Origin of the sequence: Mucilaginibacter sp. KACC 22773 (assembly GCF_028736215.1) — a bacterium.
Classification (GTDB): Bacteria; Bacteroidota; Bacteroidia; order Sphingobacteriales; family Sphingobacteriaceae; genus Mucilaginibacter.
This window is the reverse complement of sequence record NZ_CP117883.1, coordinates 7,319,178-7,341,197: the sequence shown is the minus strand read 5'-3', so window position 1 is coordinate 7,341,197 and position 22,020 is coordinate 7,319,178. Positions and strand designations below refer to the sequence as shown.

13 protein-coding genes are annotated in these 22,020 nt (G+C 43.3%); 4 read left to right on the top strand and 9 right to left on the bottom strand.

What is annotated here, in order from left to right:
• Positions 1-20: 20 nt before the first annotated feature.
• On the bottom strand, positions 21-1,697 hold the full coding sequence (locus PQ469_RS30500) for a protein kinase family protein (protein WP_274211015.1): 1,677 nt from the start codon (positions 1,695-1,697) through the stop codon (positions 21-23).
• A gap of 611 nt (positions 1,698-2,308) precedes the next feature.
• Positions 2,309-3,307, bottom strand: a complete 999-nt coding sequence (locus PQ469_RS30495; protein ID WP_274211014.1) for a polysaccharide deacetylase family protein — start codon at positions 3,305-3,307, stop codon at positions 2,309-2,311.
• A 333-nt stretch (positions 3,308-3,640) separates the two neighbouring features.
• On the opposite strand from PQ469_RS30495, the gene PQ469_RS30490 reads away from it, so the two are divergent.
• Together PQ469_RS30490 and PQ469_RS30485 are read left to right on the top strand one after the other, a co-directional pair.
• The gene (locus tag PQ469_RS30490; protein WP_090652163.1) at positions 3,641-3,832 is read left to right on the top strand and encodes a hypothetical protein; all 192 of its coding nucleotides are present in this window, start codon (positions 3,641-3,643) and stop codon (positions 3,830-3,832) included.
• Positions 3,833-3,940: 108 nt separating this feature from the next.
• Positions 3,941-5,647, top strand: coding sequence for a sodium:solute symporter family protein (locus PQ469_RS30485; RefSeq protein ID WP_274211013.1), 1,707 nt, complete (start codon positions 3,941-3,943; stop codon positions 5,645-5,647).
• A 156-nt stretch (positions 5,648-5,803) separates the two neighbouring features.
• Here the strand turns inward: PQ469_RS30485 and PQ469_RS30480 are convergent, their stop codons facing one another.
• The gene (locus PQ469_RS30480; protein WP_090652165.1) at positions 5,804-6,652 is read right to left on the bottom strand and encodes a DUF2911 domain-containing protein; all 849 of its coding nucleotides are present in this window, start codon (positions 6,650-6,652) and stop codon (positions 5,804-5,806) included.
• A gap of 296 nt (positions 6,653-6,948) precedes the next feature.
• Here PQ469_RS30480 and PQ469_RS30475 point away from each other — a divergent pair, with 296 nt between their 5' ends.
• The gene (locus tag PQ469_RS30475) at positions 6,949-8,136 is read left to right on the top strand and encodes a class I SAM-dependent rRNA methyltransferase (protein ID WP_274211012.1); all 1,188 of its coding nucleotides are present in this window, start codon (positions 6,949-6,951) and stop codon (positions 8,134-8,136) included.
• Positions 8,137-8,212: 76 nt separating this feature from the next.
• Here the strand turns inward: PQ469_RS30475 and PQ469_RS30470 are convergent, their stop codons facing one another.
• The 6 genes from PQ469_RS30470 to PQ469_RS30445 form a co-directional block, all read right to left on the bottom strand.
• Entirely contained in the window at positions 8,213-8,989 is a 777-nt protein-coding gene (locus PQ469_RS30470) for a TerC family protein (RefSeq protein ID WP_090652167.1), read from the bottom strand.
• Between the two features lie 84 nt (positions 8,990-9,073).
• Positions 9,074-10,513 carry a DUF4097 family beta strand repeat-containing protein gene (locus PQ469_RS30465; protein ID WP_274211011.1) on the bottom strand — a complete coding sequence of 480 codons (1,440 nt, stop codon included), beginning with the start codon at positions 10,511-10,513 and terminating at the stop codon, positions 9,074-9,076.
• Positions 10,494-11,057 carry a hypothetical protein gene (locus PQ469_RS30460; protein ID WP_274211010.1) on the bottom strand — a complete coding sequence of 188 codons (564 nt, stop codon included), beginning with the start codon at positions 11,055-11,057 and terminating at the stop codon, positions 10,494-10,496. The genes PQ469_RS30465 and PQ469_RS30460 overlap by 20 nt, the downstream gene beginning before the upstream one ends.
• Positions 11,054-11,614 carry an RNA polymerase sigma factor gene (locus PQ469_RS30455; protein WP_090652170.1) on the bottom strand — a complete coding sequence of 187 codons (561 nt, stop codon included), beginning with the start codon at positions 11,612-11,614 and terminating at the stop codon, positions 11,054-11,056. The genes PQ469_RS30460 and PQ469_RS30455 overlap by 4 nt, the downstream gene beginning before the upstream one ends.
• A gap of 332 nt (positions 11,615-11,946) precedes the next feature.
• Positions 11,947-12,636: a fibronectin type III domain-containing protein gene (locus PQ469_RS30450; protein ID WP_274211009.1), complete on the bottom strand. Its 690-nt coding sequence runs from the start codon at positions 12,634-12,636 to the stop codon at positions 11,947-11,949.
• Positions 12,633-19,727: an IPT/TIG domain-containing protein gene (locus PQ469_RS30445; protein WP_274211008.1), complete on the bottom strand. Its 7,095-nt coding sequence runs from the start codon at positions 19,725-19,727 to the stop codon at positions 12,633-12,635. Before PQ469_RS30445 ends, PQ469_RS30450 begins: the two co-directional genes overlap by 4 nt.
• 662 nt (positions 19,728-20,389) lie before the next feature.
• Between PQ469_RS30445 and PQ469_RS30440 the strand changes: the two genes are divergently transcribed.
• On the top strand, positions 20,390-21,967 hold the full coding sequence (locus PQ469_RS30440) for an alpha-amylase family glycosyl hydrolase (protein WP_274211007.1): 1,578 nt from the start codon (positions 20,390-20,392) through the stop codon (positions 21,965-21,967).
• Positions 21,968-22,020 lie beyond the last annotated feature (53 nt).

Sequence of the window (22,020 nt, the reverse complement as noted above, 5' to 3'; positions counted from 1 at the left end):
CGCGGGTGCTCCCCCATCAACTATGAGTATACCTGCTCTTTAATATAACTTATTAGCTTATTAGGTATAAAATATCGCGACTTCTCGGAGTTTTTAATCACCATTTTTAAATAGTCTGCTGTGTAATGCTTTGAAATCAGCTGATACAATTCAGGGAAGTAGCCTGTATCTTTTTCGCTCTTTTTGCCCCAGCCAGAATCGTCATGTTTACGGATTATAGCCTCCATGAGCCGGTTTTTGTCGGTAAGCGCCATTGGTTCAAAGTATTCTAATATGAAGTTGTATGGCGTGTCGTGCTCAATATAGTCAATCATTTTACGGTATGCTTTATCGGCATCAGCCAGCTTAAAATAAAATACCATCGCGTTTTTTTTATAGGGAGCCGATATGCTCCGCGCCCTGGTTAACATTTTGGTGCGCCATTTTTTTCGTTCTTCTTCGGGCAGCCTTTTCGAAATGAACAAATAATCATCAAAGTTGAACGAAAAAGGGAAAAGCAATGCCAATATTTTAGCCAAATTTTCCTCGTCATTTTCAATTAAATACAACTCTCTTAAAAAAGTCCAGTATAGTACGTTGTATTCGTCCCTGAAATTGTATTTAATTTGTTCAAGGCAGTATTCTTTTGCCAGTGTTAACTCCTTGTGTTCAATTAACAACTCCAGAAGCTCCCGGTTATATTCATTATCAAAACGGATTGGTTTAAACATACGGCCATACCTGGCAAACAGGTCATGCTCATTTACCATCGCAAAAATAAACTTGCTATACAAGGTGCCATTCATCAGTGTATCCGGGGTGCATTTTTCAAATTGCCGGGCCAGCCAATCAATTATCTTTAATTGCCGCTCCCGGCTGCTTAGTTTCATGATATTTTGCAGGTGCACCAGGTAATGCATCCTGACCCTATTTACGCCATCCGGGACGTGATTTATGAAAAAGCCAACCGCTTTATCCCAGGTTTCTTCAACCTGTAGCATGGTAACAGGCTCCACAGACCTTAGTAAACATTCCTCAATAAATTTGGAGATTTTATTACTGCCCGACTCAACCTTAAACCCGAAATCGATACAGCCCTCCAATAAGGCGTGAAAGTTCAGGAACGATTTTTCATCAGTAACGTTGTCCTGGTAGTGCTCCACTACCGGGGTTAGCATGTCAGCCCAAAGCTCAACAAGCTTTTTTAATTGTGTCGCATCTATCGTTCTTTTGCCACCGACAACAGCCTTCACCGCGTCGTTAACTATTTTCTGTACCTCGGCTTGCGTTGGCTGCTCTTTAACCGAAAAATAATGCACAAACGAAAGTTCCAGGTCCTTGTTTTTGGCAATAACACTCCTTACCCAGTCTTTCAGCCTATCGGGTTCGGCGTTAATCAGCAGCTCTTCTGCCTTGCTTTGCTTTTTACCAACCTTAACAACAACCTCTTTTGCTTTTTTTCCGTTGGCAATGTGCGTTATTAAAGCCGCCTTGTGCCTGCAAAAACCCGCCGTGCTTTTGCATTCGCAGGTGTGCCGGGTAATTTCGTTGCCTGCCTTTAATGTTACCGAAACATCAAAACTGTCGCCCCCGTCATCCACATAGGCTACAAAGTGACCTTTTTCTGTTTCATCACATTCGCGTACTGTATTTTTCTTCGCCTGCTGTAGTAGCTCTGCCGGTACCGTGGTTGCGTAGTTTTTAAGCGTTAATGCCATGTGTTGTTATTAGTGCAATAAAATTAACAGGTATTATTTAAACATACGGCAAAAAATATGCAGGAGAGGGAATCGCTTTTGAAATTCCCCGGCCCGCCCAGGCGTTTTTCTGCTGCCCCAATAATTTTCGCCGTCATCGACATGCAAAGTAATATATGTGCGAGCCTCCTGTGCTTACCAAAATTTTAATGAAAGTTGGTTGCACTATTTCATAATCTTTGTTAAACTTGAAACACATTATACGAAAAAAAACATCTACTCATGTAAAAATCATTCTAAGAATATATAACTGAGTTTAAAAACCTGCCCGAATTAACTGATATAATTCCCCCTTTCGCTGCCGCAAGGCTCCAGCCTTGTGGCCCGCTGATAGGTAAATGCCATGCTAAGTAATGAATATGCAAATCCCGGAAGAAACGAGCATCCGGGATTTTGTATTTTTAAACAGAGCAAAAGAGTAATATAAGAACTTAAGGTTAACAACAAACATTGTTGATTTTCCTAAAGGCATGGCGTAAACTTAGCATGTGGGCCACAAGGCTGAAGTCTTGCGGCAGCGGGCATTCCCACATTGCCCATCGAGTATGACCAGATCCAGACGAACCGACAAGCTATTTTTGAGTGTCCTCAAATTCCTCATCCACACTCTCGCGAAGATCATAAAGCAGCCATTGTTTGTTAGCAATGGCACGACTTTTTAATTGCAGCAACTTTATAAAATCATTTACCCCGGTTGGTTCATTGCCGTTACCATGTATAAGTACAATACTGCCGGCCTGCGGTTGCTGTCCTTTGGCCAGCCAGGCATCCGTACCAACAGGAATCAACCCAAAACCGGTTATTTTGTATACCAATTGCTGATCAGACACCAGGCCAGGGAACCGGAAAAACGCTGATGGCAGCAGTCCATTTTTGAGCATGTCCTTTTCTGTTTCCAGCACTTCGTAGCTGATATCGGTGCCGGGTTCCAATAAAAAATTTTCTTTAAGGGGCGCTTTCAGGCTTACACGATGGTTAAAGGAGTGGTTTATCCAGGTGATATAAATTTCATGTTTGGCCTGCATTTGCTTAAGCCATTCCAAATCCTGCGGATGCTGGCGCATCCAGATACCGGTTATTGATAAAGCAACCGGTACCGGCCGCTCCACCTTGTTGAACCCGTTAAAAATATCTGTAAAAATGCGCTTATCCAATGCCCGGTGAGAGGGGCAAAGATCAGCCGTTAAACTAATTCCTTTCTCTTTGGGAATGCCGCTTTCAATTCCTGCGTCCTGAATGGTTACCGATTGTTTTTCGGCCTTGCGCAAAGCCTTTATATATGGCGTGTTATTAAAAAATGAGCGCGCGTCATGTATGCTCATTGGCTTTACCTGGTAAAAATTGGGTTCTTCAATTTTAGTCTCCAACGTTTGTGGATTTACCAACAGGTAATAGTTTTTTCCCTCGTTTTCAAATGACCGGATAATCATCCAATCCTGTGGAAAGCGGTGCGCCCAGCCGTAAAAAACTTTATAGTTTGCTATGGTGCGATAATTGGCCTGCGCAAATAAGGTTAATGGTACCGTTACTGATAATAAAACAAACAGCAGTGACCGGATAAATAGTTTCATAATTATTGCAAATAAATCAATCCCAAAATTGTTTCGGATGTTTTAAGTAATGATAGTATTTTGGTTGTAAAAATGTAAACAGAGCCAATGGCAGTTTTATCTATCAATATAGCCTTTGTAAGTTGTCGTGCCTTAGCCTATCTCTGCGGGCGTCGCATTTACAGATAATAACGGGCGAAGTTATCAATAAGAAAGTTTTATTATTCAAAGCGCGGATAAACCAATAGATTAATCTTTTTTACACCTTGCTTTAACGCCTTAATGTATATCAAAATAAACTGTTGCTAAAATTCAATTAATCACCTATTTTTGTGGGGTTATATCAAAGCAAATATGAAACACCAAGAAGAAGTTAAAGACAATCTGGATTATATATACTACCTGGTAGCGCTGGTATCGGGCGCGTTTGTTGGGGCAATAATTGAAAAAGGTTTTACCTGGATTGTTGTAGGTGGGGTATTGGGTTTATTAACTGCTGCTTTCTTCCTGAATGTTTTGGTTAGGGGCCGTGGCGAAAAAATCTGATCCGGATTTACCATCGTTTATAAGTAATTGGAACCAGTTTTACGGCATCGTAGCCGCATGGCTGGTTTTTTTAGTTTTTGTATTTTGGCTCATTACAAAATATTTTGAATGAGCTTACCCGACTGGATTGTTTTAGCCCTTACTCTTTTTGGCATAGTTGCCTACGGCATCTGGAAAAGCGGTAATAATAAAAATATCGACCAGTTTTTAATGGGCAACCGCTCGTTGCCCTGGTATCATGTTGGTTTTTCGGTTATGGCCACGCAGGCCAGCGCCATCACCTTTCTTTCGGCTCCCGGCCAGGCCTACTCTGATGGAATGCGCTTTGTACAGTTCTATTTTGGGCTACCGCTGGCCATGATCGTGCTCTGCGTTACGTTTGTGCCCATGTTTAGCCGGCTGAAGGTTTATACGGCTTATGAATTCCTGGAACAGCGTTTTGATTTGAAGACAAGGGCGCTAACATCGTTCTTGTTTTTGGTATTGAGGAGTTTATCAACCGGGGTGGCTATTTACGCGCCGGCTATTATATTATCAACCATATTAAACATCAATACCGTTTATACCACACTGTTTATAGGTGGCCTGGTGATATTTTACACGGTTTACGGCGGCAGTAAAGCGGTATCATATACCCAGCTACTGCAGATGAGTATCATTTTCGCGGGCATGTTTTTAGCCGGAATCTTGGTAGTTAGCCTGCTGCCACAAGGCGTTGGCTTTACGCACGCCCTGAAAATGGCGGGCAAACTTGGCCGCATGAACGTTATTGACTGGAAGTTTGATTGGGATAACCGCTACAACGTTTGGAGCGGACTTATAGGGGGCTTCTTTTTACAACTATCATACTTTGGTACCGACCAAAGCCAGGTTGGCCGCTACCTTACAGGTAGTTCTATTGGGCAAAGCCGCCTGGGGTTGATTATGAACGGGTTGATCAAAATCCCGATGCAGTTTTTGATCCTGCTGATTGGCGTGCTGGTTTTTGCTTTTTACCAGTTTAACCGGCCGCCCATGTTTTTTAACAATTACGAGGTGGATAATGTGCGTAAAGGCAGCTACGCGGCGGCATACAACCAGCTCGATCAGCAATATACCGAGGCCTTTGAACAGCGAAAAGCCAAAACCAACGACCTGATTAAGGCTTTTGACAGTAAAGATGCCAACCGGGTAAACCAGGCCCAGGCGGCCCTTAAAAATGCCGACAAACAAGCCAAAGACATCAGGAAGCAAGCCATTGACGTGATGAAGAAAAGCAACGCCGGCGCCGACGATAATGATACCAACTACGTGTTTCTTACCTTTGTAAAGCAATACCTGCCGCGCGGATTGGTGGGTTTGTTAATAGCCATTATATTCCTGGCTTCTATGGGCTCTACCGCCAGCGCATTAAACTCGCTGGCATCTACCACGGTGGTTGACATTTATAAACGCACAATAAACAAGGACGCATCTGACCGAAACTACCTGAACGCTTCGCGCCTGGCAACGGTATTTTGGGGCGTAGTTTGTGTAATTATGGCTTTATATGCCAGCAAGCTGGGCAACCTGCTCGAAGCGGTAAACCAGTTGGGATCATACATATATGGTACCGTGCTGGGCGTATTTGTTGTAGCCTTTTATATGAAACGCATAAACGGCAATGCTGTATTTATTGCCGCTATCATCAGCGAAGCTACCATTATATATTTAGGCCTAACCAAAACTGTGGCTTACCTGTGGCTTAACCCGATTGGTTGTTTCCTGGTAATGATTTTAGGACTTGTGTTGAATAGGGCGGTTGGGGAAAAAAGGGTTGTTGCTGAGACTACCTAAATCTGCTACCTGGAACGCGGAACACACCCCTGCAGCCGCACAATTCCGGCGCGCCCCCTCTCGAGAGGGGAATAGAAAAAGGCTCTTTGCATCAAGCAAAAAGCCTTTTATATGTGCTATTTAAAGCCGTCCTTTGGAGAGGGTTGGGTGAGGCTCTTAATCCTTCGCGTGATCCAGAGCTTCTTTATTTAAACGTTCGTATTCATCATCTTTACTGGCTTTAGATAGGGCTATACCCGCTTCGGCGGCGGCAATAGCGCCTGCTTTATCGCCTTTGCGTAATAGCAATCGCGATTCCCATAGTTTATACCAGGGGCCTTTAGGCTCAATTTTTTCGGCCTCGTAAACCCAGCCTAAAGCTTTATCAACATCTTTGTTGTTTTCGTAGTAATATTGGATGGCGTTAAAATAGTAAGGCTTCCGGTCGCCTTTCATCAGCTCGTCAATATTGGCGGTTATTTTGGCGTCATCATCTGTTTGTAAATGAATCATAACCGAAGTGTGGTCCCAAACCAGGTACAGGTCAGATGATTTGGTGGTCGAATTGGCAAAGGCCATAGTAAAGGTTTCGCGTTTTTCGCTTACCCGCATGGGTTTCACGGTAAAGCGTAAAAAATCTTCTGATTGTTTATAGCTATAAGCGCCCCACTGTTTAACCACCTTGTTTAATATAATAGTCCACTCATTTTTTTCGGGGATACTGAAAAGCGAATAACTGCCTGCGGGCACACTATTGCCCTCAATCAAAACCTTTTCAGAAAAAGTAATTACAGTGGCGGCATTGGCACCGGTTCGCCAAACTTCGCCCCAGGGGATGATGCCACCAAAAATTTTACGGTCTTTAACATTTGGGCGCGAGTAGGTAATAGTTATTTTGCCCAGGCCAAAATCCTGGATAATGGTTTGCGTAGAACTGGCCTCAGGAATGCGGGGCACCTGGGCATAGCTTTTATAACTACAACATGCCAATAGCACGGTAGCTACCAATAGGTAAATTTTTCTCATGTTTATGTTTCGGATACTAAGATACCAAATGTTTTTAATTGGAAAATATTGTATTGGAGTAATAAAAAAGGGAATGGTTTAATGGAGTGAGTGGTTGATTGAGTTTGATTAGGTTGGATTAAGTTGATTGGGTTGGATTGAGTTGGATTGAGTTGATTAGGTTAGCTTGAATTGATTGGGTTGGATAGATAGGCAGGAGGTTTATTTTTGGAGAACCGATAGACCTGGCAACTACTTCTCTTACTCAACTTAATCCAACCTAATCAACCACTCACTAATTTACTACCTTTGCACCCATGATTGACGTTGTTTTAAGTAAAGGCAAAGAGAAAGCTGTTGTGCAAAGGCATCCCTGGGTATTTTCGGGGGCTATTGATAAAGTAAAGGGTAAGCCGGCCAACGGCGATGTTGTACGCCTGCTTAATGCCAAAGGCGAATTTATGGCCTATGGTTTTTATAACGATCAATCGCGCGTTGCGCTGCGCCTGTTGGAATGGGACGAGGCAGCGGAAATTAATGACGACTGGTTTCGCAACAAATTGTCAATGGCTGTTAAAAGCCGCGCCAACGTATTGGAAAATGGCACCAATACCTGCCGCCTGGTTTTTAGCGAATCGGATTACCTGCCGGGCCTTATAGTTGATAAATACGCCGGGCATTTGGCAGTGCAGGTGCTTACATCAGGTATGGAACGTATGATGCCGGTAATTATTGACCAATTGCAAAAGCTGCTGAACCCCGAAAGCATCTCGGATAAAAGCGATGCAGCATCCCGGGCGCATGAGGGCATGGGCGAAACCGAGAATAAAGTTTTAGCAGGCAACCCGCCACCCGAAATTGTGGAGGTGCTGGAAAACAATGTGGTTTACGGCATCAATATCACCGAAGGGCAGAAATCCGGGTTTTATTGCGATCAGCGGGATAACCGCCACGTAGTTGCCACTTATGCCAAAGACAAAAAAGTGTTGGATTGTTTTTGCTATACCGGTGGCTTTACCCTAAACAGCCTTAAAAATGGCGCTGCATCCGTAACCAGCGTAGATAGCTCGGCCCTGGCCATTGAAACCTTAAAAGAAAACATCCTGCTTAACAAGCTGGATGCAGAAAAACATAACGCCATCAAATCAGATGTAAACACCCAATTGCGCAAATTCCGGGATGATGGCGAAAAGTTTGACCTTATCGTGCTCGATCCGCCTAAATACGCGCCATCCCGCTCGGCGCTAACCAGAGCTTCACGCGCTTACAAAGACCTGAACCGATTGGGCATGCTGTTACTGAACGAAGGCGGCCTGCTGGCCACTTATTCCTGCTCGGGGGCTATGGATATGGAAACGTTTAAACAGGTAATAGCCTGGGCCGCCTTAGATGCCGGCAAACAGGTGCAATTCATTTACCAGTTCCATCAGCCGGAAGATCATCCGGTAAGAGCTTCTTTCCCTGAAGGCGAGTATTTGAAAGGGCTGCTTTGCCGGGTATTTTGAGAGAGAATCAAGAGTTAAGAGTCTGGCATCAAGACAGAAGAAAAACTTGTTTTGTATGCCTGAAGATGAACCCTGTCTATTTCTTGATTCTTGACTCTTGGTTTTTGACTCTATTCCCCTTCATTTTTAAATTCAATAACTCCACCAAAACTGAGAACGCCATCGCGAAGTAAATGTACCCTTTGGGGATATGCTGCTCGAAGGCTTCGGCTAACAGCGATACGCCTATCAGCAGTAAAAAAGATAGTGCCAGCATTTTAACCGTAGGGTGTTTGTTTACAAAGCCCGATACACTGTTTGATGCCCACATCATGATGCCTACGGCTATGATAACCGCCAGGATCATGATCTCGACGTGGCTGGCCATACCTACGGCGGTTATTACAGAATCTAAAGAGAAAACGATATCAAGCAACATGATCTGGATAATGGTAGCCACAAAGCCCTGGGGTTTTACTGTCTCGCTGTTTTCTTCTTCACCTTCAATTTTATGGTGAATTTCGGCAGTACTTTTATATATCAGGAACAGGCCGCCTATGATCAAGATCAGATCGCGGCCGGATATGGCCAGTTTTTCGGCCCAATCAGGGTCGGTAATATTAAACAAATGGCTCAGGTTAAACAGGGGCGCGGTAAGCGTCATCACCCAGCTAATAGATAGCAACAACAAAACCCGGGTAATCATGGCCATGCCTAAACCAACCCGGCGGCCTTTGCTTTGCTGTTTTGCAGGCAGTTTATCTGATAATATCGAGATGAAAACAATGTTATCTATACCTAAAACAATCTCTAAAACGGTAAGTGTAAGCAGGGAGATCCAGGTTTCGGCCTGGGCAAATATTGATAAATCCATAGGTGCGCGATGTGGTTAAGCCCAAAAATAACAAAACCCCTGCTTTTTAGGGCAAGGGCTTGCGTAAAAGGATGAATTTATCGCTTAATCAAAGTTTACACTTCCAAAGGTTGAATTAATGGTGATGGTTTTATCCGAGCCGCCTTTTCCAAAATGACCTTTATAGTTTTTGGTGGGGTTAAAGCCGCGCTCACCATCGGCAGGGCTTTTGCTGGTAAGGCTTACATCGTGGTTGCCATAGTTAAAGCTGCCGTAACGTACGGTTACATCAAAATCGGCGCTTTGGCTGTCGCCCAGGCCAAGTTTTATGCTGGAGTATGACGACCGTACCGAAAGATCTTTCAGATTTTTGTCTACATCTTCAATACTGATACCGCCGCCAAACTTAACATTGATGTTACCAGATGTTTTGATGCGGCCAATTTTTGCCGAACTGTAGCTTAGGTTGGCATTAAGCTTATCGCAATCGCCCAGGCTTAAGCTGCCGTAAGCAACGTCGAGGTCGCTGCCGGTTAAGTTGCCAATGGTGGCGTTGCCGTATTTTACCCTTATTTGGTTACCGTTGTTGCTTAATGCCTTAGCCACCAGGCTGCCATATGAGTTGCTGATGATGAGTTTGCCGCCAAGATCGGGCAAATCGGTAGCGCCGTACTTATTACTGATGGTGAGTGGGTTTTTGGCAGGCATGTAAACCGTATAGTTTATTTCCATTGACCGTACCGAATTACCACTTCTGAATATGCCACCCCACGAGCTGTTGTTATCGTTATTGGAGTTTATCGAGGTTTTAAAGTAAACCCCGTTGCCATCCTTACTATCCTGTATATTTACGTTATCCAGCATTTTTTGCGCTTTTTCGGCATCATTGGTGGTCACTTTTATCTGTACGTCAACCTTTACCTCGTTTTTTGCCCAGGTGTTTACGGTTATTTTGCCAAATTTATTGTCGATGTTAATTATATCGTTGGCATCAACACTGTAGCTTTTGCTGTAGCTTTTTGTTTTTACAACTTCGTCGCCGGTCTGTACTTTGATATCATCGTCAGCATCTATGTTGTAGTTAAAATTGAAGTTTTTATCAAAATCCTTAAAGCCATAGGCTATCATGGGGGCTATATGCGTATCAAATTTATAAGCAAAGTTTAGCATGCTGTCGTTAAACTTATAGGCAAAACCTTTTAAGCTGTCAAACTTGAAAGTTTTATCATACCCCTTAAAGCTTTTGCTAAAATGCTTCATGTTCTGCTTCATGGTTTTGTTGAACTTTTGCCTGCTAAGCGCGTTCATTTTTGCCTGCAGATCATGCATTTTTGCCTGCAGGTCTTTCATTTTTTGCTGATAATCCTTCGAATCCATATCCGAATCGTCGTCGTCATCATCAGCCGTTTGGGCTGGCTTGGTTGCCGCGGCCGGTTTGGCAGGCTTAGCGGGTTTAGCTGGCTTTTGTTGCGCAAAACCGATGTTGCCTATGGTCAATAAAACCATCAGCATAAACAGGAAAGGTTTAAATATTTTTGATTTCATCTTTTTGATCTTTATTAGTCTCGTTATACTGCTCTATTACATTTAATTGCTGACTAAGCACATCGGTTTGTATTTGCAAGTTCCGGATCATTGCACGTAAAACACGTTCCTGGTTAGGGCTTGTGGCTAAGTCGCTATTTAGTTTTTTATAGGTCGAATCCATTTTGGCAATCTCAGCAGTAAACTCTTTAAACAACTGCGGGTCGCCTTTTGATGCTGTTTTAAGCTGGCTAAGTTGTGTTTTAACCAATGATGCATAATGCACCTGTTGTTTGGCATATTCGGGGTTAATAGCAGCCAGGTCAACGCTTTTTGCGCCTTTCTGGCTTTGGAGATATGCCCCGAAACCTATACCCATCACCACGATGATGGATGCGGCCATTTTTAGCACGAACGTGAGCGAGAAAGTTTTGGCTTCGCGCTTTTTTGGCGCATCCAGCGTATCTAAACGTGCCTCTATTTTACTCCACAGATCTGCCGATGGCTCAATCTCGTCAAATTCATCGTGATTATTTTTCATGAAATCTTCAAATCGCTTGCTCATGACACTTTTCCTCTTCCTTTTAAAATTTCCATTAATTTTCTTTTAGCTCTCAAAAACTGCGTTCTTGATGTGTTTTCAGATATATTCAATATTTGTCCTATTTCTTCGTGATCGTAACCTTCCAGCAGGTAAAGGGATAACACAAGCCGGTAACCATCCGGTAATTGTTTCATAGTCTCTTTAACCAGTGCTACCTGGTATTGTACGTCGTCTTCATCCTCAGGCTCTTCATCGGGGATGTTTTCCAGATGATCTCCCTCTATTTCAATAAGCTCCAGCTTTCGTTTGCGGAGCAAATTTATAGACCGGTTTACCACTATTTGTTTGAGCCAAAGCCCAAAGGTGGTTTCCTGCCTAAAATCCTTCAGCTTGTTAAAAGCATCCAGGAAGGCTTCCTGCAAAACATCCTCGGCCTCGCCAATATTGCCCACTATCCTAAAGGCGACGTTCAACATCGCTTTGGCATACAGGCGATAGAGCTCATAGGAAGCTTTTTTGCTTCCCTGCTTGCACTCCAGTACCAGGCTGTAATGTTTATCTACAAATATTGCTTCCAATTGCGTTAAGCTTCAGGTTAATAGACGCAGGCCATTTTACAACGTTGCACCGGGGCACAAAATAATTTATTGATGTGCAAATTGGTAACATTAATTGTCTTGAAATAAAAAACGAAGGACAATTCACAAATGGCGGGCAGCTGAGGATATATTTGTTCATATGCTTTTGCCGTAAAAGACATTAATAGCTATGATTATTCGGATTAGTATGTTGGTAAAAATCAATGTATAATCTCAAAGCCGGTTCCTTACCCTCCTTGTTGAAAAAGTACCAACCTTAACGGTGCACATTGAAAGATGGAAGCATTAACGGTCTTATAATGTATGACCGGCTATTTAGTCATAAATAGATAAATACCGGAATCTGATGTGTTTCCTTTCGAATCCCTGGTAATTATCTTCCAGTAATATGTTTTTCCGGCAGAAACGGAAACGTCCTTTAACGTATTTTCCGAAACATTGCTTTGTAATAAGGCCGGTGATGCCGAATCGCTTAGGTAAACATCGTAAGTAACTATATCGTTGTCTACATCGCTGCCGTTCCATGATAATGTAATTTTTCCGTTTAACGCTTCTATTGTTTGTCCCATTGCCGGGGCCACAATTTGGGCGGGGAACGGCGCATAATTAACGATAGCGGGACCCGAATTATAAAATTTCCAGGTATCGCTTTGGGTTGTTGTTGCACTATTGGTTGCTTTTGCCGTAACAGACCAGGAATATGGAGTATTCCTTTTTAAGGTGACATCAAGCTGTATGCTACTTGTTGTTTGAGTTATAATTGTACCATCCTCAAGGTTCTTTACATTTACCTCATAATTTACAGCATTCGCAGCAGCAGTCCACTTTAGGGTAACAGTGCTTTGAGTAGATGAAACAACCGTTCCTTGTGTACAAACCTGGTCCTGGGCGGGAGCCAACAGAACCGTTTTGCCAGGGGCGGGTGCCGGCGTATTATCTTTATGGCTACCACATCCGGTTAAAAAAACGATACCTAATAAAATGAATATAGCATGCCTCATTGTTTTATAATTTTATAAACCGACTCTTTACCGTCGATAGTTAAGTTAAGAGAATAAACGCCCCTGGTTAAAATGGAAACATCCAGGCTAATCACTCCCGATTGATTGGTAAAATCCTTTGATAATTTAAACACTCCTGTATTTAAGCTGTAGATTTTAACAGTAGCTTTTTTAACCACATCCTCTCCTATATTAATATTTAATACATTCTGAAAAGGGTTAGGATACGGAATTGTAATGCCCGAAATATCGATGATCTGTTGCACCATTCCCTGGCAAAGCTTATCTGTACTTACCGTTAAACGGTTACTCCCCTTGCTTAACGGCAGTGTAATTGTATTATCGCTTGTTTTATAACTTACTCCGTTGAGCTTAATTTCATAAGATAAACCACCATCTAAGGTTACGTTTACCATATTGGTAGTTTTGTTTACCGTGGTATATACCGCAAGATCTTTTGGCTCAGTAATAACGAGATCAAAACACTGCTTGTTGTTTATTAGCGCCGCATCGGTAACGCATACATTATAGGTACCCGGACTTAAGTTATCGATACTTGTATTGTTGCTGAAGTTATAGCTTTTGTTTAAACTATTGCCTGTAACTACAGCGGTATAGCTTGCAGGTTGCGCGGCAGTAATGCTTATTGAACCGTTATTTTGTCCTTTGCAGGTTACACTGTTGGCAGCTAATTTTAAATTGGTTATAGCCGGAGTTATGGTTAGCTTGCCATTAATATAAGTGAAGGCATAATTATCAGAAGTGGCCCCCGCAACCGTAATGTCATAAATACCGGCGGGCGATTGCTTGGTGGCCAGCGTATTAATTACAGGTAATGTTGTAAGTGAGCTTTTATTCTCGCCATCTATAAAGCCGTCATAATCAATTGTCAAAGTAGGGTTAGATGTTCCGAATATGCGGCTTTGATCAACGGCTTTTACTTGTAATGGTTTTTTATTGATGATCAGTTGCCGTTTAACATCAACAGCGGCATTATTGAGTGCATCGCCGGCTTGTGAGGCTGTAATAGTAACTGTGCCGGCTTTAAGAATATGCAATTTGCCATTTGTTATAGTAACAACATCGGGCTTATCCACACCAAAAGTAACAGGAATTGTATTGTTATTACTCACGGCAGATAAAAGGAAGTCTGCATCGCCGTAAATATGGTTTGCAGGCATTGGAAAATTGATGTTCAGGTTTGTTTTAATAGTTACCGCAGCCAGCGTTGCAACACCCCCGGGTGTAGTTATGGTTAGGTCGCCACTGATGCCCGGAAAAGTGGCTGTAATTTTAGTAGCGGAATTTACGGTGAAAGACGAAGCAGGAATACCTGCAATGGTTACGTTTGTAGCGTTTGTAAAATAGCTTCCGTTAATTATTAGTGTGCCACTACCATCGGTAGCAGCTACGGCCGAGGTTATTGTGGGCGCCGCCACAAAAACAAATCCGGGAAACGAAGCGGTACCATTTGGGGTTTGAATAGAAATAGCACCGGTTTCGCCTTCGCCAACTATTGCAATAATACTTTCAGATGAATCGACTGTAAATGATTTTGCCGCCTTGCCGCCAAAATTCACTACGGTTGTTCCATCAAAATGCTTTCCCGTAATGGTTATTTTTGTACCAGCCTTTGCCGTTAACGGAGTAACTGCTGTAATTTGTGGCACCACAGCAGGGCCATTGTGATATATAGAAAGGGTGCTGTTTTCAATGTTAACCAACATTATATCCATTCTACCGTCCCCATCCATGTCATTTATTTTGACGTTATTCACTGAGTTATTTGATGTGCCAGCTATAAGCGGCACAGGGCCCGCCAAAGATATATTGCCCGTTACAGATTGGTTCTTTTCGTAATAAACTCCTATGTTTGATGAGCCTAACAGGTCAATTTTTCCATCGCCATTCATGTCGGCAACATTCAGGTTATAGGTCATGGATGAATTGGAAAACGCTTTAGGTTCAGCAAGCGACGAAGCATTTATTATCCCCTTTGTAGCGGTATTCCTGGAAATAAGGAGTTGGTTACCAGAAAAGTCGTCCTCAACGATATCGGGTTTACTATCGCCGTCAAAATCAGCAGTGATCATATTCCATGCTGTGTAATAATATCCCTGGTGTAAAAAATAAGTGGTCGGGAAATCTGAAGTTGAAAGATCACCAGGGACAGAATTATTTTCAAATATTGTTATACCTGTGTAAGAGCTTCCTCCAATAGGATCGGGCTTATTATCGCCGTCAATGTCTGCAAGCGCTGTAGAGATGGTACCGCTCGAATAAACATTTGGAAGCCCCATCATGGGGCCAAATGAAATATTTAATCCGGTGGTAGTATTGGCGTAGCAATAACTGGCATACGGGCCGTAAAGCACCAGGTCAGGCCGCCCGTCATTATTCATATCCCTAAGCACCATGCTACCGGTTGTGCCTTCTAAATTCTCCAATGCTTTTTCCTCAAAAGAAACATTTCCGTTTGACGATGTATTATGCAAAAGAATTATACTGGGCGTGGTACTGTATAAAATATCAATTTTACCGTCTCCGTCTACATCACCAATGGCAACAGATAGGGCCTGCCTTTCACTTTGAAGCACAATTTTTTGTAAAAAAGACGACTTGGATAGCATGGGATCAGAACCGTGTTTAAGTATATATATAGAATCTGCCTTTGTTATTAATAAATCAGGGTTACCATCTCCATCAAAATCATTACAGGCTAAAACCGAGAAACCCGAGTTAAACTTGAGATCGAGCCTATTTGAAAAGCTGGTTGCCCCCAGGCTGCTTGTAACTACAAAAGGCAAATTTGAACTTGCAGATAATCTTTTATCAGTATTAACTACCGTTATTAAGTCATTTGCCCCTGCTGGTACAGTAACCTCCAGGTGCGTTTTAGTGGCGCTTTTAACCTTTGCTTTAACCGGCCCGAAGAACACGATGTTTTTTTCGGGTGTTGTGTTAAAATTATCACCTTCGATAGCCAATGTTGTTCCGATAGGGCCAAAAGCCGGTGCAAAAGATGATATTGAAGGCGGGCTATCATATAAATAGCCAAGTTTGGTGCCGCTTCCGCCAGCTGCTTTTATGGTGATTGCTCCTGTAGCTCCCGAACCAGGTTTAGCCGAAATGCTGGTTGATGACAGTACGGTGAACGATGCCGCGGAAATTCCACCGAATTTAACTTCAGTAACGCCGGTAAAATTACTGCCCGTGATTGTTACAACAGCATTTGCTCCCTCGCCGCTTTTTGTAAACGAATCAATTACCGGCGCCGGAATAAAGGTAAAGCCAGGTAATACCGCCGTACCGCCAGGGCCTGTAAGCGTAATATCGCCCGATTCGCCGTTAGATGGCTGCGCAGTAATTTGAGTTGGCGAAACTATCGTAAAATTGGTATACATGGAGCCAAATTTAAGCTCCGTTATATCTGTAAAATTTGTACCATTGATAGTAACTGTTGTTTGTGCATTGGCTTTTAGTGGACTGGCCGATGTGATAGTTGGCGCCGGGTACCAGGTAAAGCCATCAGACTCCACTGTGCCCGCTATAGTTTTTAGCCAAACTTTACCCGTAGCGCCGGCACCTACTTTTGCGGTAACAACATTATTATCAACCTTAATAATGGTTGCCGGTATTTCGCCAACTTTTATTTCAGATGTGCTGGTCAGGTTTGCACCATTGATAGTTATAACTGTACCAGCACCGCCCATTGTTGGTGTAAACGAGTAAATAACGGGAGGCCCCAGGTAAGTAAAGCCATCAATTGAAGCTGCTCCGGCTGTGCCCGAAACACTTATAGTTCCGCTTGCCCCGGAGCCTACTACTGCATCAATTTCTTTGGAAGAAACAATAGTAAAAGATGCCGCGTTGGTATATCCGAATTTTACAGATTGCACGCCATCCAAATTTGTACCCGTTATAACAACCGTTTGCCCGGCTGCCGCAATTACCGGTGCTATGGATGTAATTACAGGCGAAGTATAAGTAAAACCGGGTTTAGTAACTGTGCCACCTGCGGTAGCAACAAAAATATCGCCACTTGCACCGCTATTAACAGTTGCTATTATAGTTGTAGGCGAAGATGCATAATAATAAGAGGGTACACCGCCAAATTTAACGGAGGTTACGCCGGTAAAATTTGTTCCGGTAATAGTTACCGTACCACCGCTTTTTTGTGAAGAAGGCGAAAACGAGGTAATGGCAGGCGCTTGCACCCATGTAAAACCTGCTGCTTTGTCGGTACCTAACGGAGTTGTTACCATTACATTGCCCGATGTTGTGGCCGCGGGCGTTGCAGTAATAGTTGTTGCCGAAACAACAGTAAAGGATGCCGCCGGTAGCCCTCCAAAACTAACGGCTGTAGCGCCCGTAAAATTGCTGCCGGTTATTGTTATAGGCGATGTAGTAAGCGCTCCGGCATAGGTAGGATTAAAGTATGAAATAGATGGGCCCGGGTGGCTGAAACCGGCAAGAAATGCACTGCCCAATGGTGTTATCACCGTTACATTACCCGATCTTCCGTTCCCTACAACCGCGCTTATTTGTGTAGGCGAAATAACTGTAAAAGAAGTTGCCTTTACACCGCCAAAATCAACTTCGGTGGTATTTGTAAAGTTACTTCCGGTTATAGTTACGGTTTCGCCAACTCCGGCATGAGCGGGCGAAAAGGATGTAATTACCGGACCTGTATGAGTGAAGCCCGCTATGCTTGCAAAACCGCCTTCGGATCTGACAGCTACAGCACCTGATGCTCCATACCCCACTTTTGCTTCGATAGTGGTAGGAGATATAACGGTGAATGTGCAGTTTATATCGCCAAATGTTACATTGTCCACTTCTGTCAAATCGGTTCCTGTGATGGTAACCTTATCGCCCATACCTGCTGTCTGTGGCGAAAATGAAGTAATATGCGGAGCTGGTACCCAAACAAAACCCGGATATGTGGCGTTGCCGCCGGTAGTTGCAACGGTAATATCACCAGATGAAGCCCCGGCGCCTACATTAGCAGTTAGCATATAACCGTAATTATAAGCAACTGAAGCCGGCACACCGCCTATAGTTACCTGTGCCCCGCTAAGGTTAGAACCATAAATTGTTATGGAAGAGTTATTGCCCCCTTTTATAGGAGATACTTGTGTTATAGCAGGTGGAAGAATAAAGGTAAAGTTATAGTAATTTGAATAACCCGCGGGCGTATTTACAGTAATTCCATCTGATGATCCGGATGCAACAACAGCGGTAATTTTTGTTGGCGAAACAACAGTATATGAAGCAGCAGCAGCGCTGCCAAACTTTACCGAAGTTGCATTGCTAAAGTCACTTCCGTTAATAGTTACAGTAGTGCCTGCACCTGCACTGGAAGGTGATATTGAAGCAATAACCGGCGCATTAATATAAGTAAAACCCGAAAATCTGGCATCGCCGCTGGGGGCGGATACGTAAACGTCGCCGGATGCTCCGTCGGTTAGCACTGCTTCTATTTGCGTAGGCGAAATAACCTTGAATAATGAATAATAACCGCCGAATGTAACCTGGCTGGCATCTGAAAAGCCAGTTCCTGTAATGGTTATTTTATTGCCTTTCCAGCCAGATGTTGGCGAAACAGCTGTTATTACAGGCGGGGGGATAAGGGTAAATCCGGTAAGGTGTGCCGTCCCCCTTGGGGTGGTAACACTAATCTCGCCCGAAGAGGCGCCTGTAGGCACATAAGCGGTAATACTGGTAGGCGACACTTCGTAAAAATCGGCTGGCTTACCACCAATTGTAACGCCAGTTGTGCCGGTAAAAAAATTACCTGTAATACTTATGACCGTGCCCGGATAACCCGTGGCGGGGCTAAACGAATTAACGACCGGCGGATCTGATGATAATATTACAGCCAGGCTTATAACCGTGGAGGCCATTCCGGTTGCGTTGGAAGCTGTAATTTTATATTTACCGGTGGTATAAAGTGCAGTTGGTGTGCCGCTGATGGTTCCGTCGCCGCCTAACACCAGGCCGGCAGGTAAAATCGGCGAAACATTATAGCCTGTTGTGCTTACCTTGTAAAAGCCATTTCCACTAAAACCATTGCCCGAGTAAATTATAATATTATCGTTTTCATCAATTGCAACTTTATTAAAAAATGTTTGATAAGAAACCTGGCCATTATCTTCATAGTAAGGCGCGGGAATTGAGTTAACCTCGCCTGCCGGGCTTATTTTACGCAGCAAACCGTCAAGGTCTCCAACAATAATATAGCCTTTGGAGTCGATTTTTATTGATTCGGGATAGTTAAATGTGGCGGCGGCGCCAATCCCATCATCGCTGCCATTTTTTGTTGAGCCGGCAATAGTTGTAACAAGCCCCGCCGGCGTAACCTTCCTGATCATATTGTTGGCATAATCGGCCACGTATAAATTGCCTGCTTTGTCCATATCAATTCCGGCAGGATTGTTGAACGACGCAGCGGAGCCTAAACCATCTTTTGCGCCGTTGCCAATAGCCCCGGCCAATAATGATAGCGTGCCATCTTTGGCCACTTTCATGATCCTTCCGGCACTTTCGGCTACGTAAATTATCCCATTGGCATCAATTACTATTCCGCGCGGAGCCCGGAGCCCCTGTGCATAAGTGGTAACCAAACCATCCGGAGTTATTTTCCTGACCCTGGAGTTTAGCCCGTCGCGATAATTATCTTCAGTTACAAATATATTTCCGGCTGCATCGTGGGTAATACCGCCAATTTCTCCAAAAGCTGCCGCAGCACCCATTCCGTCGGCATAGCCATAAGTGCCACTTCCGGCAAGCGTTGAAAATGTACCATCTGGTTTTACATGAACAACAGAGCCATATAGTACACCGTATATATCCCCCGTTGGTAATCTTACAAAGTTTGTAACCGTGGCAGATGATTGGAGAATACTGCTCACCTTGGGAAATATGGCGTTGGGAACAGCGCCACCGGTATTACTCACCTTAATAGGAGTTATACTTTTACCAAGGTAAACCGATGGAATAACCGGATAAGTAATGTTGGGTTTCTGGGCACTAAGTTTCGCAGAAAAAAACAACGCAACAATAAATGCAGGTAAAAAAAATTTATACATGGAATTGTGAAAAAGTTAAGGCGTGGAATTAAGGTATATCTATTTTATAGAAAACACAGGTTTGGGTATTATAGCTTAAATGGTGATAAGAATTAAATTAATTAAAGTAAATATACATTTAACTTATGAAAAAATAAAACAAAAGTAGGTGGTTACCGTCAACGGCTATTAATAAAGCGATATTTAGTATTAGGGAGGTTTACCATTGATATTCCCCCTAAAATAAAAGTCCCCTTGCACTCGCTGCTTGGGGACTTTAAACCTAAACCTTATCACTATTTGCAGGCAAGAACGCCCGCAAAGTAGATTAACGTTTAAATTATCAAAAATCGTATGCAGGCAGTAGCCTAATTGACATAAAAATGATAATTTTCATTAATTTATTTTACAATAAATTAAATATCAGTTATTTACGTTTCGCTGTTTTTTGAAGCCAATTTTGGGGATGATTATAGCCACCAGGCAGGAGTTTTGCGCAGCGGGAAGATCAAAGCTCCTGTAAAATATTCAATAATGGCTTATATTATCCTTGTGTAAAGTATAGGCGATTCGCATAGGCAATTAATGCAATTTTTTACAGATAAAATGTGCCATTTTAAATGCTATTTATTCATTGTATATTGGTACTTGTTTCTGTTGTTTTGCATGCCAGTTATAACACCATGAAAATAAAAATAGCTATCGTTTTCGCCGGCTTGATATGTCTTACCTTATCCTCATTTGCGTTTCCGGCCGGGCAAAAGGGCGACGATGACGAAATCATTTATCACATTTTTGAGCGCAGTTTTTTCGACAGCAATGGCGATAATCATGGCGACCTGAATGGCATTCGTCAAAAACTGGATTATTTGCAGGAGTTGGGTGTAACATCCATTTTATGTACGCCGCTTTATGAATCCATTTATTATCACAATTACTTCGCTATCGATTTTAAAAAGATCGACCCCAGGTACGGTACACTACAGGACTACCTGGCCCTGATAAGGGAGTTGCACAAACGGGGCATGAAATTTTATATGGATATGGAAACCCAGTATGTTACCGAAGATTCTGAGTGGTGGAAAGGCGCTTTTGGCAACCCCAAATCGCCGTTTTCTGATTATATTTTGTGGGATGATAAGGAAAATAAAAAACCATCAACCATAGTGTACAGCCTTACCGAACTAAAGGGCTATGATGGCGTAACCCATAAAATTACCACGGCCAATTTAAACAGCCCAAAATCAAAGGAGTATAATTACCAGCTGTTTAGCTACTGGCTTGATCCGGATAAGGATGGCAAGTTTGATGATGGTGTTGATGGTTTCCGGTTAGATCATATGATGGATAACCTGGATAATAAAGGAACCTTGCCCCACTTGTTCGATACTTTTTGGAACCCGCTGTTAACCAAACTGCGGGCTATTAACCCTAAAATAAAAATTGTGGCCGAGCAGGCCAACTGGTTTAGCTTAGGATTGGAATACCTGCAAAAAGGAGGGGTTGACCGCCTGTTTGGCTTACGGCTGGCTTTTGCCATCCGCCTGTTCAGGAAAGATTTACTGATGGCCAACGCCGATTCGACACTGGCCATGCTGCCACCGGGCAAAGAACAGGTAGTTTTTGTAGAGAACCACGATGTGCCGCGCTTTGCATCCGAAGTAAAAGGCAACCTGGCCAAGCTAAAAGTGGGCTGCGCCCTTAACCTGCTGATGGGCGGCGTACCGGCCATCTATTACGGGCAGGAGTTGGGCATGACCGGCACCAGCGCCAAATTTGGCGCCACCGATGCCAACGAAATTCCCGAGCGGCAGGCCTTTGAATGGTATGCATCCGGCCAGGGTAAAGGGATGGCCTATTGGTACAAACAAACCGGCCCTTATAAAGACGAGTTTAATGATGATAAACCTAACGATGGCATCTCGCTGGAAGAAGAACGGAAAGATCCCAACTCATTGTTCAACTACTACAAAGCGATGATCCGCTTGCGTAAATCAAACAGGGCAATTACCAGGGGCAGCTATAAAACATTAATAAACAATAACGACCAGGTATTTTCATTTATCAGGCAGGATGGCGATAAGGCGGCAATTGTGGTGGTCAACTTGTCTGATAAAAATCAGGCGGCAACAGTAGATGTGCCTTACGCCCAGGGTAAAAAGATAGGCCAATTTATAGGGAAAGACGTTCCGAGAGTTGATGAGGGAAAGATGCCGGTAAGTCTCCCGGCATATGGTATCGCTGCCTGGACAATAGAATAGCATGAGCCGTACGCCGGCAGCCATTCATCAAGCTTGCCGGTGACAAACTTATT

What these genes read in the sequence shown, in the direction of transcription:
- PQ469_RS30485 (WP_274211013.1), top strand. Translation starts at nt 3,941, where the DNA reads ATGAGCTTACCCGACTGGATTGTTTTAGCCCTTACTCTTTTTGGCATA.
- PQ469_RS30490 (WP_090652163.1), top strand. Translation starts at nt 3,641, where the DNA reads ATGAAACACCAAGAAGAAGTTAAAGACAATCTGGATTATATATACTAC.
- PQ469_RS30480 (WP_090652165.1), bottom strand. Translation starts at nt 6,652, where the DNA reads ATGAGAAAAATTTACCTATTGGTAGCTACCGTGCTATTGGCATGTTGT.
- PQ469_RS30475 (WP_274211012.1), top strand. Translation starts at nt 6,949, where the DNA reads ATGATTGACGTTGTTTTAAGTAAAGGCAAAGAGAAAGCTGTTGTGCAA.
- PQ469_RS30450 (WP_274211009.1), bottom strand. Translation starts at nt 12,636, where the DNA reads ATGAGGCATGCTATATTCATTTTATTAGGTATCGTTTTTTTAACCGGA.
- PQ469_RS30465 (WP_274211011.1), bottom strand. Translation starts at nt 10,513, where the DNA reads ATGAAATCAAAAATATTTAAACCTTTCCTGTTTATGCTGATGGTTTTA.
- PQ469_RS30440 (WP_274211007.1), top strand. Translation starts at nt 20,390, where the DNA reads ATGAAAATAAAAATAGCTATCGTTTTCGCCGGCTTGATATGTCTTACC.
- PQ469_RS30495 (WP_274211014.1), bottom strand. Translation starts at nt 3,307, where the DNA reads ATGAAACTATTTATCCGGTCACTGCTGTTTGTTTTATTATCAGTAACG.
- PQ469_RS30470 (WP_090652167.1), bottom strand. Translation starts at nt 8,989, where the DNA reads ATGGATTTATCAATATTTGCCCAGGCCGAAACCTGGATCTCCCTGCTT.
- PQ469_RS30500 (WP_274211015.1), bottom strand. Translation starts at nt 1,697, where the DNA reads ATGGCATTAACGCTTAAAAACTACGCAACCACGGTACCGGCAGAGCTA.
- PQ469_RS30445 (WP_274211008.1), bottom strand. Translation starts at nt 19,727, where the DNA reads ATGTATAAATTTTTTTTACCTGCATTTATTGTTGCGTTGTTTTTTTCT.
- PQ469_RS30460 (WP_274211010.1), bottom strand. Translation starts at nt 11,057, where the DNA reads ATGAGCAAGCGATTTGAAGATTTCATGAAAAATAATCACGATGAATTT.